This window comes from Bacillus sp. 22475, from assembly GCF_052044835.1.
GTDB classification, from domain to species: Bacteria; Bacillota; Bacilli; order Bacillales; family Bacillaceae_G; genus Bacillus_A; species Bacillus_A cereus.
The window spans coordinates 1-13835 of record NZ_JBQENW010000057.1 but is presented as its reverse complement, the minus strand read 5'-3'; the positions used below and the strand labels follow the sequence as shown (position 1 = coordinate 13835).

Below are 13835 nucleotides of genomic sequence, written 5' to 3'. Positions count from 1 at the left end.
CGGTAGCGCCCGTGTTACCTCGAGGCCCAGTGGCACCAGTAGCGCCGGTAGCACCCGTGTTACCTCGAGGCCCAGTGGCACCGGTAGGGCCAGTAGCGCCCGTGTTACCTTGAGGTCCGGTAGCGCCGGTAGCGCCCGTGTTACCTCGAGGCCCAGTGGCACCGGTAGGGCCAGTAGCGCCCGTGTTACCTTGAGGTCCGGTAGGGCCAGTAGCGCCCGTGTTACCTCGAGGCCCAGTGGCACCGGTAGGGCCAGTAGCGCCCGTGTTACCTTGAGGTCCAGTAGCGCCGGTAGCGCCCGTGTTACCTCGAGGCCCAGTGGCACCGGTAGCGCCAGTAGCGCCTGCTGGTCCAGTAGGTCCGGTAGGTCCTTGAATGAACGAAGCAGAATTAACTAAAGCAGTTTGTAATGCTGCTATTAATTTAAGGAGCTCTTGAAGTGTGCAAGGGTCAATTCGGAATAATTTTGTAATGTATAGTAAATAGTTAATGAGATTTTGAAGCTCAATAAATACAGCGCTTGCTACAAAGGTTGGATTTCTTAATATAGTTATTAAGTTTTTAATAATAGCTAACCCTTGTGCTTTCAGGGAGGAAGTAGCGTCTAGTGAACAAATAAATTTACTTAGTAGGTTCAATGTATCGATTAGATCTTCAATATTTTGGGGAGATGGATTTGCGAAAAGTTTTGGGATTATTTTTGTTAAATCAATAATAATCGCACGAAATGTTCTAAGTTGAGCTTTAGTAATTGGGATTGATGGAGTATTTGGGATTCGTCCAGCGCTACTTGGAAAGCATGGTTTGGAGAATTTGTTTTGATTGTCGTTATAACGAGACATTAAATCTCTCCTTTCTCACGAAAATGTGAACGAAACTCATCATAGTAGATGCAGAAATTAGTTAAATGGTCATAGTAAAATCGTTTGTTTAAAGAAAAAATAGAAAAAACGCCTTACAATAAGGCGTTTTTTCTATTTTCTGCGTATTGATAATATCGCTTTAATGAAATTTTTGATTTGAATCCAGCGAGTTTTATAATTTCTGATTCAGGAGTTTCTTTTTTTATTAAGTTTAAAATATAGGTGTTACGAAAATGTTGTCCTGAAATTCCTTTACGTAAATTGGCTCTAGCCACTTCGAGGCGAATCATTTTTTGTATAGCAATTTCCGTTAATGCCTTTGGTGCATCGTTTTCATATACCCACCTGTATGTTCCGCGGTTAAAATCAAATGCGACAAACAATGAATCATCACTATGATACTTAGGACGAACTGGTTCTGGGATACTTTTGTAATAATTATATAGTTGTTTTTTGTCTTCTTTTGCTAATGTAATTGTTCTTTCTACACCTGCGGTTGCTGGGATTGACAATGTGTTAGTTTCAAAGTGAACGTGATGCATTGTTAATGCTGTAAGTTCCTGTAAGGATAAACCGTAGTCGATCAATAGATTTAAAATAGCAATATTGCGATCCATTAATAAAGGGCGCACAGGAAGTTGTTTTTCTGAAAGTCCTTCTAATGAAGTGACTATATACTTTAATCTTTTTTCTTCATCAGGTGAAATGAAATCTTCGTTACGAAGTGTACGGTCTGGTTGAATAGATATTTCCATATTCTTCAATGGGTTGGGAATGTTTAGAAAGTGATGCATTCTATTTAGTACAGTAAATACACGATGCATCGTTTTTTCTGAGTAATGTCGATTCGTTTTTAAATCGGAAAAGTAATCTTCGTAGTCTTTTGTACAAAGTGTAGCCCATATATTACTGGAAGGGAGCTTTTTGTTTTTTTCTAACCAATGTCCGAAGTCTTCAACGTCATAAACATAACGTTTAATAGTTGAAGGTTTTCGGCCTTTATTCAATAAAAAAATAGAAAAGGCTTGTATTGTATCATGGAATTCCGTTGTATCCATAGTCCCACCACCTTAATTATTTCTTATATTATAGCAAACTTTTCTGAAAATAGGCATTTACAAGGGGGACAGGAATAATAATATTTGGTGAGTGGATAAAGTGAAACTATAATCAGTGGGGATTTTGTTCATCCTCTGAGATTATTAGTTGAACCAATCGGGCATTTACGGGTGGTTATCTACCGCTTAAATACCAAGCGTTTGCTGAATGTCGAGGTGGGAGTCTTACTGCCCGCAAATAGCGGGATAAAATGAGGTGATTGTATGGAACAATCGATGCGAAAGAAAAACAACAATCAAATTAATATTGTGTTAAACCATCGAAAGAAAATTTCTTTGCCAGCCACAGAAAATAAAACGGTAATTTCAAATGAAACTACAATTAAACATGAAATGCTGCAGAGAATTGAAGAAGAGATGGGGAAGCTTGTTGGGATGGATGATATAAAAAAGATAATAAAAGAAATATATGCTTGGATTTATGTGAATAAAAAAAGACAAGAGAAGGGATTGAAGTCTGAGAAGCAAGTACTTCATATGTTGTTTAAAGGGAATCCGGGTACAGGGAAGACAACTGTTGCTAGAATGATAGGGAAATTGCTGTTTGAGATGAATATTCTATCGAAAGGCCACTTGGTTGAAGCTGAACGTGCTGATCTTGTAGGAGAGTATATCGGCCATACAGCTCAAAAAACAAGAGACTTAATAAAAAAAGCAATGGGAGGTATTTTGTTTATTGATGAGGCTTATTCTTTAGCTCGAGGAGGAGAGAAGGACTTTGGAAAAGAAGCAATTGATACGCTTGTAAAACATATGGAAGATAAACAACATGGTTTTGTATTGATTTTAGCTGGATATTCAAGAGAGATGAATCACTTTCTTTCATTAAATCCAGGGCTGCAATCTCGTTTTCCATTTATTATTGAATTTGCGGATTACTCGGTAAATCAGCTATTGGAAATTGGAAAGAGAATGTATGAAGATCGTGAATATCAGTTATCAAAAGAAGCTGAATGGAAATTTAGGGATCATTTACATGCGGTGAAGTATTCGTCGCAAATTACATCATTTAGTAATGGGCGGTATGTACGGAATATTGTTGAAAAATCAATTCGTACACAGGCGATGCGGTTGTTGCAAGAAGATACGTATGATAAAAATGATTTAATTGGAATATCGAGTATGGATTTGATGCTCGAAGAGGAGACGCACAGTACATAAACTGTGCGTCTATTTTTGTGTATAAGTTCGTTTACTCTTTTTTTGCTTTTTCTTGGTGCACTTTATGGAAGCGTTCCATTTTAGCGCTCTTTTCGTGTGCTGAATTAGGGTCGTGTCCAAATTGGTTTACTGAACTTTTTTGAGCTCCTTTATTAACGTGGTTTGTCATTTGTATTCACCTCACTTTAAAAATTAGTATAAACATTATATAAAGAAAAAATCGTTAGAAAAGAAAAACCTCTTTACGATATGTAAAGAGGTTAGATTGCTATTTATGCATTGAACGTTCTTTCGTTTCGATACGTCTGTGCGGTAAATGCCATTTGTAATGAATAGAAACCATGCGGAAGCAAACAATTAAAATGAATAAAATGTAAAGAGCCCAATCGCTAACAATAATTTGAGCGCCAATTAAGAAACCTGCTAAAATTGTCCAAAAGGCATATACTTCAGCTCGAAGAACGAGAGGTTTTCTGCGGGCTAAAAGGTCGCGAATGATACCGCCGCCGATACCAGTTAAAACAGCTGCCACGATTGTGGCGCTAATTGGTAAATTTAATTTTTGAGCATATAATGCTCCTTGTACAGCAAATGCTGATAAGCCGATAGCGTCAGTGATATTTTCCCACTTTTTCCAATGTCTAATTAACTTATTTGGAAAAAGAAAAATAATAGTCATTGATAAAAGTGCGATTTGGAATAACATGTCTTGTTGCCAAAACGCGACAATCGGATAACCGATTAATAAATTACGAAGGGCACCTCCCCCAAATGCGGTTGCCATTCCTAAAATATACACCCCGAAAATATCATAATCCTCTTCCATTGCAACAATGGCTCCGCTTAGTGCGAAAGCGATTGTGCCTATGATGCTAAAAATCTCCCATGCCATGAATTTTCTCCCCCGCTAACTAGATGAAATGTGCTTCCTCTGCTATTATATTAGAAGGTTTAAATTTCGAAAAGGATGAGTGAACATATTTGATGGAAGAAAAAGAAAAAGTCATATTAGTAGGCTGTCAATTGCCGCAAGATGATGATGAAAAATTTATGCATTCCATGAAAGAGCTTGCGTCACTAGCTAAGACTGCGAGAGCGGAAGTGTTAGTTTCAACAACGCAAAAACGACCAAAGTTTCATCCGGCAACTTACATAGGTAAAGGGAAATTAGAAGAGCTTACAATGCTAACTGAAGAATTAGAGCCGGATGTTATTATATTTAATAATGAATTAACGCCGAGTCAAATTCGGAATTTATCCTCAGTATTAGATGCGAGAGTAATTGATCGAACGCAACTAATACTAGATATTTTTGCGCAACGTGCGAAGTCGAGGGAAGGTAAGCTTCAAGTAGAATTAGCTCAGTTGCAATATACAATGCCACGTCTTATGGGGCAAGGGTTGTCCTTATCACGTCTTGGTGGTGGTATTGGAACGAGAGGACCCGGTGAGACGAAATTAGAGACGGATCGTCGTCATATTCGATCACATATTGATGAAATAAAGAAACAACTTGCAGTTGTTGTGGAACATCGAAAAAGATATCGTGAGAGAAGAAAAGACAATAAAGTATTTCAAGTTTCATTAATAGGGTATACAAATGCAGGGAAATCGACACTGTTTAATAGATTAACGGAAGCAAATACGTTTGAAGAAAACCTTCTGTTTGCAACACTAGACCCAACGACGAGGAAGATGCCGTTACCTTCTGGTTATACAGTATTACTAACTGATACTGTTGGTTTTATACAAGATTTACCCACTTCATTAATTGCTGCTTTTCGTTCAACACTGGAAGAAGCGGGGGAAGCAGATGTTATTTTACATGTAGTTGATTCTGCGGATCCTAACTACATAGGGCATGAAAAAACAGTAAAACGATTATTATCAGAACTTGAAATTAATCATATTCCTATTATTACGTTATATAATAAAAAAGATGAATTACATCAAAACTTTATTCCGTTTCCGAAAAGTGATTTCTTAATGACTAGTGCTTTTGAAGAAAGTGATTTATTGCGTATAAAAGAAGCGATAGAAATGAAAATGAAGAAAGAAATGGATCGTTATCGAGTAGAAATCCCTCCGAGTGAAGGTAAGTTATTAACGCTTTTAAAGACGGAAACGCTATTAGCAAAGATGGAGTTTCTGGAAGATAAATTTGTATATGATTGTGCAGGGTATATTTTTACTCATTCATCGCTTAATGTGCAATTAAAGAGATTTTTAGTGGAAGAAGGAGAAAATAAAAATGTTTGATCGTTTGAAAAATGGAGAAAAAATTGCTCCAATCGTAAAAGAAGTAGAGAGTCAGATTACAGAAGTACATAAACGTGCGGATGAAGTAATTGAAAGTAATCAGTTTCGTGTATTAGAAAGTTTTCGTAAACATAAAATTAGTGACTCGCATTTTATCCCGACGACAGGTTATGGTTATGATGATATTGGCCGTGATACGTTAGAAAAAGTGTATGCTGATGTATTTGGGGCGGAAGCTGGACTTGTTCGTCCGCAAATTATTTCAGGTACTCACGCTATTTCTACAGCGTTATTCGGTATTTTACGTCCAGGAGATGAGTTATTGTACATTACTGGGAAACCGTATGATACGTTAGAGGAAATCGTTGGTGTGCGTGGGAAAGGTGTAGGTTCATTTAAAGAATATAATATTGGTTACAATGCAGTTCCGCTAACTGAAGGTGGGCTTGTTGATTTTGAAGCTGTTGCAGCAGCGATTCATAGTAATACGAAAATGATCGGTATTCAGCGCTCGAAAGGTTATGCTACTCGTCCATCGTTTACTATTTCTCAAATTAAAGAGATGATCGCGTTTGTTAAAGAAATTAAACCTGATGTTGTTGTGTTTGTAGATAATTGTTATGGTGAGTTTATTGAAGAGCAAGAGCCGTGTCATGTTGGTGCGGATTTAATGGCAGGTTCGCTTATTAAAAACCCAGGCGGGGGAATTGTAAAAACTGGTGGCTACATTGTTGGTAAAGAACAGTATGTTGAAGCGTGTGCATATCGTTTAACATCTCCGGGAATTGGTGCCGAAGCTGGAGCGTCTTTATACAGTCTGCAAGAAATGTATCAAGGTTTCTTCTTAGCGCCACATGTTGCGGGGCAAGCGCTAAAAGGTGCGATTTTTACAGCAGCTTTTTTAGAAAAGTTAGGAATGAATACGTCACCAGCGTGGAATGCACCAAGAACAGACTTAATTCAATCTGTTCAATTTGATGATAAAGACCGTATGGTTGCCTTCTGTCAAGCAATTCAATATGCATCTCCAATTAATTCGCATTTTACTCCGTATGCAAACTATATGCCGGGTTATGAAGATGATGTGATTATGGCTGCGGGAACGTTTATTCAAGGTGCAAGTATTGAATTGTCTGCTGATGGTCCAATTAGACCGCCATATGTTGCGTATGTTCAAGGTGGCTTAACGTATTCGCATGTTAAAATTGCGATTTGTTCTGCGATTGATGAATTGATTGAAAAGAATTTATTAACAATTTCTTAAAGGAAAGCTGTCGATTTCGGCAGCTTTTTTCGTATAAAAGTAATGATTTGTGAGATTAGAAAAAAGAATGAAAAAATTTATAAAAAATCATGTAAGAAAAGCTAACATCTATTGACACTAAACATAACATGGTATAAAATGAGAAACAGTTAAGGCGAAGGAGGAACTGAAAAATGAAAGAAGATAGACGTTCTGCCCCGCTGTTTCCTATTGGTATTGTTATGGATTTAACACAATTGTCTGCACGTCAAATTCGCTACTATGAAGAGCATAATCTTGTTTCTCCAACCCGTACGAAGGGGAATCGTAGATTATTTTCATTTAACGATGTAGATAAGTTGTTAGAAATTAAAGATTTGTTAGATCAAGGCTTGAATATGGCTGGTATTAAACAAGTGTTACTAATGAAAGAAAATCAAACAGAAGCAGTGAAAGTAAAAGAAGAAACGAAAGAAATTTCAAAAACTGAGCTTCGCAAAATACTTCGAGATGAACTACAACATACAGGTAGATTCAATCGAACTTCATTGCGACAAGGTGACATTTCAAGATTTTTTCACTAAAGATAACTGATTCTGAAGGCGATTAGAGGGACTAAGGAGGAATTTATAATGTCTAGATACACAAAAGAAGATATTTTCCGTTTGGCGAAAGAAGAGAATGTAAAGTATATCCGTTTACAATTTACGGACCTTTTAGGGGTAATTAAAAACGTAGAGATTCCAGTGAGACAATTAACGAAAGCTCTTGATAACAAAATGATGTTTGATGGATCTTCGATTGAAGGTTTCGTACGTATTGAAGAATCTGATATGTATTTATATCCTGATTTAGACACTTGGGTAATTTTCCCTTGGACAGCTGAAAAAGGTAAAGTAGCTCGACTAATCTGTGATATTTACAATGCAGATGGCACTCCATTTGATGGAGACCCACGTAACAACTTAAAACGTGTGTTAAAAGAAATGGAAGCTTTAGGATTTTCAGACTTCAATCTTGGACCAGAGCCAGAATTCTTCCTATTTAAGGTTGATGAAAAAGGAAATCCAACATTAGAATTAAACGATAACGGTGGATACTTCGACCTTGCGCCGATGGATCTAGGGGAAAACTGTCGTCGTGATATCGTTCTTGAACTTGAAGAAATGGGATTTGAAATTGAAGCATCTCACCATGAGGTTGCTCCAGGGCAGCATGAAATTGACTTTAAATATGCAAATGCAATTCGCTCATGTGATGACATTCAAACATTCAAACTTGTTGTAAAAACAATTGCTCGTAAACATGGTTTACACGCAACATTTATGCCAAAACCACTATACGGTGTGAACGGTTCAGGTATGCACTGTAACTTATCATTATTTAAAAATGGTGAGAACGTATTCTTTGATGCAAACGGTGACTTACAACTAAGTGATGATGCTCGTCACTTCATCGCAGGTATTTTAAAACATGCACCAGCATTTACAGCGATAGCAAACCCAACTGTAAACTCATATAAACGTCTAGTACCTGGATATGAAGCGCCTTGTTACGTAGCATGGTCTGCACAAAACCGTAGCCCGTTAGTACGTATCCCTGCATCTCGTGGTATTAGTACACGCGTAGAAGTACGTAGTGTTGACCCAGCTGCAAACCCATATTTAGTAATGGCTACATTATTAGCTGCAGGTCTTGATGGAATTAAAAACAAATTAACTCCACCAGCTGCAGTAGACCGTAACATCTATGTAATGACAAAAGAAGAGCGCGAAGAAGCAGGTATCGTTGACTTACCGGCAACATTAGCGCAAGCATTAGTTACATTACAGTCTAATGAAGTAGTATGCGGTGCACTAGGAGAACACTTACTTGAGCATTTCATCGAAGCGAAAGAGATTGAGTGGGATATCTTTAGAACACAAGTTCACCAATGGGAACGCGACCAATATATGTCTCTATACTAAGAGGCTTGAACCCTTGATACAACTCGTATCAAGGGTTTTTTAATTCCCTATTATTACAATTTTATGTGGTTGCAAAATGAAAAACAGCCACATAAAAGCCAATAATTAATAACAAGTAGTGATATCACAGAAGAACATTATCAGATAAACGTAAGTTTTATATAATTTGTGAAATAAAAAGCCTTGATACTACGGTATCAGGGCTTTTTTTAGTGAAGTTATTGGATATATTAACTACTAGATAATGGATTGTTTTTGGTTTCTTGAATCATGTTACTAAGAAAATCTTTTCAAAAGAATTGATTTTATCTTTTTTTAAAATTACTTGTGCTATAACTTAATAATTCTTTACTGCCTGTACAACGCGACCAATGATTTTTACATCTTCCGCTGAAAGGTCGTAAGTCTGTGGTTCGTGGATAGGGTCATTACTCAATGGTATTAAAGTAATGATGCTTCCAGATTTTGAAATCTTTTTCACAGTAGCATCATAACCGTTGACTTTTACAACAGCAATTTGTCCGTTTTCAACATAAGGGGTTTCCTCTACTAAGACATAAGAACCATCAGGGAATTCGAGATTCATGCTAGTGCCTTTTACAGTAAGGTAAAAATACTTTTTACGCTTGTTTAAAAATGTACTTAGCATTGGTAAATAGCCTTCGATATTTTCTTCAGCGAATATAGGTGTACCAGCTGCTACAGAACCAATGATAGGAATATGAATAATATTTGATTGATCGTTTTGGATGGTTTCATAAATAGAAACTTCTTCTTTAACAGTATTGTCCTCTTGAGTTGCGAGTTTTTCTAAATCATCAGTAGTGATTCCTAATCCCTTACAAACTTTTATTACATTATCAACAGATGCTTTACCAATCCCTCTTGATAACATGGATTGCAGTGTTGTGGGGGGGAGACCTATTTTTTCGGCGAAGGCTCTTTTGCTATAGCCAGCTTCTTTTATTAAGCGTGTTACAACCTCTGCTTTTTTCATTACTTTCACCATCTTTCGTATTAAAGTGTATACGATATTGCGTATTTATGTATATATCATAACCTAACTGAATTTGTTAGTAAATAGAAAAGTATACGAAATTGAGTATTTAAATACGTTTTTTTTGTTGACTAAATACGAAATTGAGTTTATATTTAAATGGAAATGAACGCAATATCGTACAAAAGATAGGTGGTGAGTCGATGTATCCGAATTTGCGTGCAGAGATGGCGAGAAAAAGAATTATGATTACACAAATTTCTTCGCATCTGAAACTTCGCCACGCAACAGTGAGCGACAAAATAAATGGTAAATTTCGTTTTTATTATGATGAAGCTTTTGAAATTAAGAAAACTTTTTTTCCAGAACATAATTTGGAATATCTTTTTGAATTTGAAGAAAACGAAGCGAATTGAAATCGGAGGAGAATTGCTTAAAATGGATAACTGAATTATTGAATAATGACTTAATAAAAGGGTTCATATCATAGTATGTATTTTAAATTTCGATAATTAGTTAATCTGTAAAAAGAAAGCAACGAATTATGCGTAGTGCGAAATTATCTCAATACAATAAAGATAGTTCAAAATTAGTAGTGAGGAGGAGATGAGGATGGGGCAATTAACTGACTCATCAGTACATAGTTCATTAGTATTTGAAGTTAATGGCAAAGTAGTAACGGATAGTTTGGTAATTGCGAAGATATTCAAAAAAGATCACTTCGATGTTTTGAAGGAAGTTCGAAAACAAATTGTATATGTAGATGAAGAGTTTGGAGGAGAAAATTTTCACGAGTCCACTTATATGAATTCGAAGAACAGGCGAATTCCTAAATATGATTTAACAGAAGAAGCATTCACGTTACTTGTTATGGGATATACGACTAGAGAAGCGGTTCAAATAAAAATTAAATTTATGAAAGAGTTCAAACGAATGAAGCAGTATATACAAAATCAACAAAATGTGCCAAAGGATCCAATGGGGGTTTTAAAGTTAACATTTGCTGCGTTAGAAGGGCATACCCAGGAGATACAAGAGATTAAGTCTGAGGTGAAGGGATTGCGAGAAAATACGCCGCTGTATGCTATCGAGTGTGAAGAAATAACAAGGGCTGTAAAAAGGTTAGGTGTTATGTTATTGGGAGGTAAAAATTCAAATTCTTATCAGGATATCGGCCTTAGAAGGAAGTTATATAGAGACATTTACAGTCAGTTGCATCGGGAATTTGGTGTGAATAGTTATAAAGCTATTAAGCGTCATCATTTGGATAGAGCAATACAAATTATTAATGAAGAATATTCAATTCCAACTGTTTTAAATGAAGAAATTACAGTTAAAAACTCACAAATAAATATGGCAGACATTCAGTAGGAGGAAAAAACATGCAAAGAAAGATTTTAGTGATTACTAGCAGTTTAGCAGGACTACCAACTGTCAGTGAATTTAAAACAAAAGAAGATGCAAAAGAGCAGGTTAGAAAGCTTATTCAAAAAGGAATGAGTCAAAATGTGATTCGTATAACACAAGAAATTCCAATGAATATCGAAATTCAAGTGGATGTTGAATTTGAGGAATAAGAGAGGTTTAGAAGAAAATAGATATGGATAGCATGATTGTTTTGAATGAATAAGAAAAGAATCCGTTGCAGCGGATTCTATAAGAAAAAATATCTCTAGATAAGTATAACATTGAATACCGTTTTTGAGAAATTATGAGGTGGCTAGTATGGGGATTATTCGAGTGAAAAAAGATAGTAATTATTCCGTTATAAATAATACTGGTTTAAAAGATGAAAGGTTGTCATGGAAAGCGAAAGGAATCTTAGCCTATGCGCTTACATTACCAGACGATTGGACTTTTCATATTAGCGAATTAGCTCGACATGCTAAGGATGGAGAAGATTCGCTCCGTACAGGTTTTAAGGAATTAAAAGAATTAGGTTATGTAAAACGTTATCCTGTTCGTGATGGGAATACGAAAAAGATTACAAGGTGGGATACGGAAATTTACGAAACGCCACAAAGGAACATGCCACAAGTGGAAAACCAAGATGTGGTAAAGCTATATGTGGAAAATCAGACACTACTAAATACTAATAGACTAACTACTAATAAACGAAATACTAATCATTATGATGATATGGATAAATTAGACTCTCGTGTATTCATTAATGAGAGGGTTAAAGTAAGTTGTAACTTTATTAAGGGGATGGGCATTCCGTTAAGTGAAATTGCAATTGCAGAGTTGGGGGATTTTTGTAATTTGTTTAGTGATGAGTTAATTCAGCATGCAATTAATAAAGCCGTTGATGAGAATGCACCAAGGTGGAACTACATTAAGGCTATATTGAGGAATTGGAAGGAGCAAGAAGTTAAAACATTAGTTGATGTGGCCATACTAGATAGACGTTTCGAAATGAGCAAGAAAAAGAAATATAACGGGACAGGTAGGAAGTACTCAAATAGAAAAGAGATTGTACCCGATTGGTTATATAAAGATGATGAATCAACAAATCTAGAAGAGGAAAGAAAAACTGTGCAGTCTATTGATGAAGAGCGTGAGAGATTACAAGAAGTGTTAAATAAATATAGGTCATAAGAAAAAATGCTAGATGATTTACAAATAATAAAGATTGAAAAGGCTATTAAGCATATTCATTCTATTAAATTAGTATTAAGAGACTTTGTAAAAAGAACGGAAGTGGGTGAATCAGTAAATGTTCGAATGGCTCAAAGATTATAAGAAGTTAGAAGAAGAAATTGCTTATTTAGAATACAACTTAGATAAATCAAAAGCCGAATTGAAGCGTTGGATTAGCGGTGATTTGCAAAATGTAAGGTTAACCGCTGAATCGGAAGGGGCTAAGGTAGAAGGGCGGATTGAAGCAATTGAATATGAATTAGCTCATAAGATGAATGAAGAGTATGATTTAAAGCTTTTGATTAATAAGTTTACAGGACTGGATCATCAAATACTTAAAATGAAATATGTTGATGGAATGACTTTAGAACAAATTGCGTTTGAATTACATTATAGTACAGGCTATATACGCCGGAAACACGCTGAAATAAGGAAGATTGTCAAGTTTTTAGATGGATTTTAATGTTACCTTTTTGTAGGATACATGCAGTGTACAGAAAGTATTGAAAAAGTGATTTATAGTAGTAATATAAGATTTCGACGAAAGGGCAACTATTTTTATGGTTGCTCTTTTTGTTGTGAAAGAAGGTGAGTAACATGAAGTAATTTGATGGATTAATGGGTATTTGGCTTTTAGTTATATTTAGTAAAGTAGTAGTTTTACAGGCGGAAATAATAGAAAAACAAGGAGATGTTTAATGATGAATTTATTAGCTGCTTCAGTCAAAACAAAGAATTTACCACAACAGGTATTACGTTGGCAATCAATGGTAGAAAGTGAATGTGCTGCACAAGGTGTATCTGAGTTAGTTCCTTACGTGCTTGGAATTATTATGGTAGAAAGTGGAGGGAATTCTGAAACGACACCTGATATTATGCAATCCAGTGAATCACAAGGATGGGCAATGAATACAATTAAAAACCCGAAAGATTCAATTTATTACGGAGTGAAGCATTTAAAGGGTGCTTTTGATGATGCGAAGAAAAATGGCATTACAGATTTAAGTGCCATTGTTCAATCATATAATTTTGGACGAGCTTATCTTCGCTGGTTAGCTTCTAACAACAAACAACATTCATTACCGGTGGCGGATCTGTATTCTAAAACGGTTGTTGCACCATCTCTTGGAAATACAACTGGTGCTATGGTGAAATATAGTAACCCTATCGCTGTTGCTTACAATGGTGGTTATCGATATAAAAACGGAGGGAATTTCTTCTACTCTGAAATTGTAAAGCAATATGTGAATTTTGATGGAGGTGGCAACAATACTGATAAACCGATACAACCAGTAGGTCTTGGAATTGCTGTAAATAAATATCCGAATAACGGTGGTATTAATCTATATAGCCAACCACAAGGTGGACATTTTACGAGAGTAATTTATGATAAAACACCGTACCTTATTATAGATGCAGCATGGTTTGAAAATCCTATGATTTGTCTCGGAAACGAGGCATGGGCTGCTCTGGAACATTTCGATGTGCAATGGTTCAGTGCTTATTCAAAATATCCACCAGGTGGCGGTATTAACACGTATGATGGTCCTAACGGAAATTATACAGGTTTTGTAGATGGGTCTGTTCC

Annotated in this window: 16 protein-coding genes; 11 read left to right on the top strand and 5 right to left on the bottom strand. The window is 36.0% G+C overall.

Going from position 1 to position 13835, the window contains the following annotated elements:
- A partial coding sequence (locus ACTJJY_RS31095; RefSeq protein ID WP_440607381.1) for a collagen-like repeat preface domain-containing protein occupies positions 1-841 on the bottom strand: 841 nt, incomplete at its 3' end.
- Positions 842-954: 113 nt separating this feature from the next.
- Positions 955-1920 carry a tyrosine-type recombinase/integrase gene (locus tag ACTJJY_RS31090; RefSeq protein WP_000381624.1) on the bottom strand — a complete coding sequence of 322 codons (966 nt, stop codon included), beginning with the start codon at positions 1918-1920 and terminating at the stop codon, positions 955-957.
- A gap of 264 nt (positions 1921-2184) precedes the next feature.
- Here ACTJJY_RS31090 and spoVK point away from each other — a divergent pair, with 264 nt between their 5' ends.
- Positions 2185-3141, top strand: a complete 957-nt coding sequence (gene spoVK / locus ACTJJY_RS31085) for a stage V sporulation protein K (RefSeq protein ID WP_000438196.1) — start codon at positions 2185-2187, stop codon at positions 3139-3141.
- Positions 3142-3172: 31 nt separating this feature from the next.
- On the opposite strand, the gene ACTJJY_RS31080 is transcribed toward spoVK, so the two are convergent.
- Positions 3173-3310, bottom strand: a complete 138-nt coding sequence (locus ACTJJY_RS31080) for a hypothetical protein (RefSeq protein WP_440607380.1) — start codon at positions 3308-3310, stop codon at positions 3173-3175.
- A gap of 99 nt (positions 3311-3409) precedes the next feature.
- Entirely contained in the window at positions 3410-4033 is a 624-nt protein-coding gene (locus ACTJJY_RS31075; protein WP_000312267.1) for a trimeric intracellular cation channel family protein, read from the bottom strand.
- 92 nt (positions 4034-4125) lie between these two features.
- Here ACTJJY_RS31075 and hflX point away from each other — a divergent pair, with 92 nt between their 5' ends.
- The 4 genes from hflX (at position 4126) to glnA (ending at position 8610) form a co-directional block, all read left to right on the top strand.
- Entirely contained in the window at positions 4126-5400 is a 1275-nt protein-coding gene (gene hflX, locus ACTJJY_RS31070) for a GTPase HflX (protein ID WP_440607379.1), read from the top strand.
- Positions 5393-6664: a methionine gamma-lyase family protein gene (locus tag ACTJJY_RS31065; RefSeq protein ID WP_069356096.1), complete on the top strand. Its 1272-nt coding sequence runs from the start codon at positions 5393-5395 to the stop codon at positions 6662-6664. Before hflX ends, ACTJJY_RS31065 begins: the two co-directional genes overlap by 8 nt.
- A 173-nt stretch (positions 6665-6837) precedes the next feature.
- Entirely contained in the window at positions 6838-7227 is a 390-nt protein-coding gene (gene glnR / locus ACTJJY_RS31060) for a transcriptional repressor GlnR (RefSeq protein ID WP_000656783.1), read from the top strand.
- Positions 7228-7275: 48 nt separating this feature from the next.
- Positions 7276-8610, top strand: coding sequence for a type I glutamate--ammonia ligase (gene glnA, locus ACTJJY_RS31055; RefSeq protein ID WP_000092763.1), 1335 nt, complete (start codon positions 7276-7278; stop codon positions 8608-8610).
- 337 nt (positions 8611-8947) lie between these two features.
- On the opposite strand, the gene ACTJJY_RS31050 is transcribed toward glnA, so the two are convergent.
- Complete coding sequence (locus tag ACTJJY_RS31050) at positions 8948-9607, bottom strand: LexA family protein (protein ID WP_063537090.1); 660 nt, start codon at positions 9605-9607, stop codon at positions 8948-8950.
- Between the two features lie 203 nt (positions 9608-9810).
- Here ACTJJY_RS31050 and ACTJJY_RS31045 point away from each other — a divergent pair, with 203 nt between their 5' ends.
- The 6 genes from ACTJJY_RS31045 to ACTJJY_RS31020 form a co-directional block, all read left to right on the top strand.
- The gene (locus tag ACTJJY_RS31045) at positions 9811-10023 is read left to right on the top strand and encodes a hypothetical protein (RefSeq protein WP_000283430.1); all 213 of its coding nucleotides are present in this window, start codon (positions 9811-9813) and stop codon (positions 10021-10023) included.
- A gap of 196 nt (positions 10024-10219) precedes the next feature.
- Complete coding sequence (locus tag ACTJJY_RS31040) at positions 10220-10978, top strand: ORF6C domain-containing protein (RefSeq protein WP_063537089.1); 759 nt, start codon at positions 10220-10222, stop codon at positions 10976-10978.
- 11 nt (positions 10979-10989) lie between these two features.
- Positions 10990-11184, top strand: coding sequence for a hypothetical protein (locus ACTJJY_RS31035; protein WP_001189064.1), 195 nt, complete (start codon positions 10990-10992; stop codon positions 11182-11184).
- Positions 11185-11332: 148 nt separating this feature from the next.
- Positions 11333-12205 (top strand): DnaD domain protein, encoded by an 873-nt coding sequence (locus tag ACTJJY_RS31030; RefSeq protein WP_440607378.1) that lies wholly within the window; start codon positions 11333-11335, stop codon positions 12203-12205.
- A 118-nt stretch (positions 12206-12323) separates the two neighbouring features.
- Entirely contained in the window at positions 12324-12710 is a 387-nt protein-coding gene (locus ACTJJY_RS31025; protein ID WP_000464425.1) for a DUF1492 domain-containing protein, read from the top strand.
- Positions 12711-12948: 238 nt separating this feature from the next.
- A partial coding sequence (locus tag ACTJJY_RS31020) for a lysozyme family protein (protein ID WP_440607377.1) occupies positions 12949-13835 on the top strand: 887 nt, incomplete at its 3' end.

Coding starts and splice junctions, on each gene's coding strand:
- spoVK (WP_000438196.1), top strand. CDS start 2,185: ATGGAACAATCGATGCGAAAGAAAAACAACAATCAAATTAATATTGTG.
- ACTJJY_RS31050 (WP_063537090.1), bottom strand. CDS start 9,607: ATGAAAAAAGCAGAGGTTGTAACACGCTTAATAAAAGAAGCTGGCTAT.
- hflX (WP_440607379.1), top strand. CDS start 4,126: ATGGAAGAAAAAGAAAAAGTCATATTAGTAGGCTGTCAATTGCCGCAA.
- glnR (WP_000656783.1), top strand. CDS start 6,838: ATGAAAGAAGATAGACGTTCTGCCCCGCTGTTTCCTATTGGTATTGTT.
- ACTJJY_RS31030 (WP_440607378.1), top strand. CDS start 11,333: ATGGGGATTATTCGAGTGAAAAAAGATAGTAATTATTCCGTTATAAAT.
- ACTJJY_RS31075 (WP_000312267.1), bottom strand. CDS start 4,033: ATGGCATGGGAGATTTTTAGCATCATAGGCACAATCGCTTTCGCACTA.
- ACTJJY_RS31065 (WP_069356096.1), top strand. CDS start 5,393: ATGTTTGATCGTTTGAAAAATGGAGAAAAAATTGCTCCAATCGTAAAA.
- ACTJJY_RS31035 (WP_001189064.1), top strand. CDS start 10,990: ATGCAAAGAAAGATTTTAGTGATTACTAGCAGTTTAGCAGGACTACCA.
- ACTJJY_RS31045 (WP_000283430.1), top strand. CDS start 9,811: ATGTATCCGAATTTGCGTGCAGAGATGGCGAGAAAAAGAATTATGATT.
- ACTJJY_RS31090 (WP_000381624.1), bottom strand. CDS start 1,920: ATGGATACAACGGAATTCCATGATACAATACAAGCCTTTTCTATTTTT.
- ACTJJY_RS31025 (WP_000464425.1), top strand. CDS start 12,324: ATGTTCGAATGGCTCAAAGATTATAAGAAGTTAGAAGAAGAAATTGCT.
- glnA (WP_000092763.1), top strand. CDS start 7,276: ATGTCTAGATACACAAAAGAAGATATTTTCCGTTTGGCGAAAGAAGAG.
- ACTJJY_RS31040 (WP_063537089.1), top strand. CDS start 10,220: ATGGGGCAATTAACTGACTCATCAGTACATAGTTCATTAGTATTTGAA.
- ACTJJY_RS31080 (WP_440607380.1), bottom strand. CDS start 3,310: ATGACAAACCACGTTAATAAAGGAGCTCAAAAAAGTTCAGTAAACCAA.